The following is a 4,008-nucleotide window of genomic DNA, read 5'->3' as shown; positions in this document are numbered from 1 at the left end:
TTATATGACCTTCTCAATCCATGGGGTGTAAGTTCAATATTTAGTTTTTTACATATTTTCTCTAAGCTATCGTAAGGATTGACAATATGACCACATTCAGCACCCTTACTGCTAAATATGAATTTAGAATCAGAATTTTTCCTTAGTTCTAAAAATAGGCTTTCAACATATGCCGTCAGAGGAATTAGGCGACCTTCATCTTCAATTTTATCTCTAACTTTTGCTGTTTTCCATCGAAAATCGACATCTGTCCATTTTAATGAAAGTAGCTCATTCTTTCGGCAACCAGTGATTAAACTACATATTAAAAAAATCGCAATTTTTCTACTGGTTAACTTATTTACCTCTTCAAACTGAAGATCCAACCGTTTTAGCAAAAGCTAAAGCTACAAAAGAATACGCGAGTATGAGTGATATTGAATATCGAATGATCAAAGGGACAGATGCCGATGCTCATCTTTATCAGCATTTGATTGCTGGAGGGAATGTGGCGGAAAAAGCCGGGAATCTTCTTAGTTAAATAAAAGAGGCCGTGGCAAATGCCACGGTCTCTTTTATTGTATATGGGTAAATCAGGGTAAATAAAATTTTAAATAATACTGATAATTTAAAGGGTTAATCGCTGAGTTAAATTGCCACCACCTCAAAAATGATAAGAAACTTTATTCAACTATCTTCGAGATAACACTGTAATCTTTAATCCTGTAGGTAAATTCGGTTCAAATTGGACGGCGTAAGCATATTGTTGCAGCATCATCTTGACCAAAGACAACCCTAAACCATGACCTTTTTGTTGTGCTGACTTGCGCCAGAAACGTTGCCCCAAATACAGAATATCTTCAGCATTTAAATGTGTACCATTATCTTGAATGCAAAACGTATTTTCCTGCATGCTCACCTCAATCACATCAGCGTTTGCATGTAATAAGGCATTTTCAAGTAGGTTTTTAACAACGGCATATAAGACAAATTCAGGTAATGCTAAATCACCAAGACTGTGCCAATCGACTTGAATTTTAGAGGTTGCTTCAGGATAAATGAGCGCTAAATCATGAATTACCTGAGCAACAACAGGTTTAATTTGAATGCTTGCTGTGATTTGTTCAAAAGATTGATCGGTATTCGACAGCATTAGTAATTGTTCAAGTAATTCAGAATAACGATGAATACTTTGATTGGCTTGATCTAAACGCTGTTGCAATTTGGCATTGCCGTCATTTTGTGCCATCAGTTGTGCCAATTGCACATTGGTTTTAATTGCAGTTAAAGGACTGCGTAATTCATGTGCTGCATATGCACTAAAGACTTTTTCATTTTCAAGGCTTTGATGCAGTTTATGGACTAAGCGATTCGCATTTTGCACAAAAGGGTAGATCTCTGAGGGCATGGTATTGGCATCTAAGCTTGTGAGATATTGGCTTGCTTCATTGAGCGATAAATTTGACTGACTTAAATGACTAGCAACCTGATCCAAGGCTCTAAATTCCCGACGAATAATCAAAACAATTAAGCCGATGCACAACAATAATGACAAGGTCAGCGGAATTAAGACCGATTGCAAAATTTGTTTCAGTAAAGACTCTCGCAGAAACATACGCTCTGCAGCTACCACTTGAATCTCACCGCGACGCAATACATAACTGCGCCATTGTGTCTCACCTTGTTGCCAAGTACTAAAACCAATCGCTTGCTGACTTAAATCTTTCGGTGCACCGCGTGTTTTGGCAATCACATGCTGTCCTACACTGATGTCAGAGCTAAATAATGATACTTCGCACGCGATCAATTGTTCTTGGTCTGTGGAATGAAGTTGTTGGGCTAAGGCAGACTCATCCAAGCTTTGCAGTGGTAATTGTTGAATTAGCCGTGCCACCATTTGTGCGGAGGCATGTAGACGTTGATCTAGAGTCTCCTGTAGACGTTTTTGTAAGTCGATATACAGCCAAACAAACACCACACTCCATAAGCCGATCATCACAGCCAGAAGACTGCTGACCAAGCGCCATTTTAAGCTGTGTGATTTTTGCATGGAATTGACTCAGCAATTTTAAACATATAACCGACACCCCGAATGGTCTGAATATAGTCCGCATTCAATTTTTGCCTTAAGTGATAAATATGGACATTCAGGGCATTACTTTCAATGCTATCTTGAAAGCCGTATAACTTATCTAACAGCACTTCATTTTTGAGCACTTGATTTGGATGGCTCATCAAGGTTTCAAGCAAACTGTATTCACGTCGTGAAAGCTGAATCATTTGATCTTGATAATGGACTTCTTGAGTGTCTTTATTGAGCTTTAAGTGGTCAAATTGAATGACATTCGATGAAAAACCGCGGTGACGGCGGGTGAGTGCATGAACCCGTGCAATTAGTTCATCCAGTTCAAAGGGCTTGGTTAAATAGTCATCGGCACCGACATTTAAGGCCTCAACACATTGCTGGGTCTGTAATCGTGCGGTTAAAACCAAAACAGGAACATGAATGTGATCTCTGCGCCATGATCGCAGTAAGTCTAAACCATCTTGATCCGGTAGGCCTAAATCCAGCAAACATAAATCGACTGCACTGTGACGGATAAAATAATCTGCATCACGCGCATGACTCACATGTTCTACTGAAATATTTAAAAAATCCAAAGTGGCACAAATACTCGAGGCAATATATGGATCATCTTCAACCAAAACAACAAACATAGCGTTTTCCTGACTTCCTGCCTGTATTTTATAAATGATTTATCTTGTTAATGCTCCCTTAATTTATGCTTTTGCATAATCAACCAAAATAGATTTAAGTCGGGTATTAAGGTCATCTATGCGTATAGGGTTAGCAGGGCTGTGTGGAATGTTCAGCATTTTGAGTATGCAAAGTGCATCCGCTGATTTTTTACCCCCTGATCAAGCATTTTCTTTTCAGGCTGTATCCACAGCTCAAGACCAAGCCAGTTTCACGTGGCGTATTGCTGATGGATATTATCTATATCATGATCAGCTTAAAGTCATTGAAAATGGCAAAGCATTATCACTGCAACTGCCTCGTCCACAGCAAAAAGATGACCCCAATTTCGGCATGACTGAAGTACATTATGGGCAAGTGCAAGCGACTGTCGCTATGCAACCAAATCAAAGCTATAAAATCGAATGGCAAGGCTGTGCCGAAAGTGGCTTATGTTATCCAGTACAGCGTACTGCCATTCACACCGATGCAGATGTCTTACTGCCGGCAAGCAAGCTGAGTCAGCAAAGCACAACCCAAAAGAAATTATTAGATGCCGTTACATCGTCGTCGTTACCCAATACTACAATACCAGTAGAACTACAGGCAAAAAACACTGAAACTGCAACAGCTGTAACGCCAGCCAATACAGCAGAAGTTAAAGAGGATGAAAATGGCTTAAGTCCCTCTTCTGAAGTGACTGCTTTCATAGAACTTAGCGAAGCCAGTGCACCAGAGCTAGAGGATGCCTTGATGATGCAAGCAAGTTCTGAATCTGTGACTATAACGAATGCTGAACAGCGTACGAAGCAGGCCGATTGGAACAACGACCAGTACTTCTTTTATTTACTTTCAACAGACAATATTGCAGTGAATCTGATCATCTTTTTAGGTTTAGGGGTATTGCTCGCATTCTTACCTTGTTCCTTACCATTGATTCCGATCTTATCCAGTATTTTAGTGCAACGTCATCGTGGCTATCGTGCCGGCATGATTGCTGGTGTCTTTGTGGTCGGAATGGCATTGATTTATGCCTTGATGGGTTTAGCTGTGGCAGGACTCGGCTATAACTTCCAACGTTGGTTACAAAGTCCCATCTTTATTGGGGTGTTTGCCGTGATGTTCGTGCTGTTTGCATTGAATTTATTTGGCGTATTCCAGTTGTCTTTACCACAAGGTGTATTACAGCGTTTAGATCAATGGCAACAACGACAAAAAGGTGGAACCTTATGGGGTTCATTCATTATGGGCATGATCTCTGCGCTAATCGTCGGACCCTGTATGAGTGCGCC

Annotated in this window: 3 protein-coding genes and 1 pseudogene; 1 reads left to right on the top strand and 3 read right to left on the bottom strand. The window is 40.3% G+C overall.

Annotation, left to right across the window (positions count from 1 at the left end; translation table 11 throughout):
- The 3 genes and pseudogenes from Q0017_RS13425 to Q0017_RS13415 form a co-directional block, all read right to left on the bottom strand.
- Nucleotides 1-353, bottom strand: a pseudogene (locus tag Q0017_RS13425) (tyrosine-type recombinase/integrase); the annotation flags it as partial.
- Nucleotides 354-670: 317 nt separating this feature from the next.
- Nucleotides 671-2,029 (bottom strand): ATP-binding protein, encoded by a 1,359-nt coding sequence (locus Q0017_RS13420; protein ID WP_297428395.1) that lies wholly within the window; start codon nt 2,027-2,029, stop codon nt 671-673.
- Nucleotides 2,008-2,697 carry a response regulator transcription factor gene (locus tag Q0017_RS13415; protein ID WP_100355932.1) on the bottom strand — a complete coding sequence of 230 codons (690 nt, stop codon included), beginning with the start codon at nt 2,695-2,697 and terminating at the stop codon, nt 2,008-2,010. The genes Q0017_RS13420 and Q0017_RS13415 overlap by 22 nt, the downstream gene beginning before the upstream one ends.
- Before the next feature lie 166 nt (nt 2,698-2,863).
- On the opposite strand from Q0017_RS13415, the gene Q0017_RS13410 reads away from it, so the two are divergent.
- On the top strand, nt 2,864-4,008 hold a 1,145-nt coding region (locus Q0017_RS13410; RefSeq protein WP_298147838.1), incomplete at its 3' end, for a protein-disulfide reductase DsbD domain-containing protein.

The sequence above is a fragment of the uncultured Acinetobacter sp. genome (genome assembly GCF_947624825.1).
GTDB lineage: Bacteria > Pseudomonadota > Gammaproteobacteria > Pseudomonadales > Moraxellaceae > Acinetobacter.
This window is presented reverse-complemented; position numbering and strand designations above follow the sequence as displayed.

What these genes read in the sequence shown, in the direction of transcription:
- Q0017_RS13420 (WP_297428395.1), bottom strand. Translation starts at nt 2,029, where the DNA reads ATGCAAAAATCACACAGCTTAAAATGGCGCTTGGTCAGCAGTCTTCTG.
- Q0017_RS13415 (WP_100355932.1), bottom strand. Translation starts at nt 2,697, where the DNA reads ATGTTTGTTGTTTTGGTTGAAGATGATCCATATATTGCCTCGAGTATT.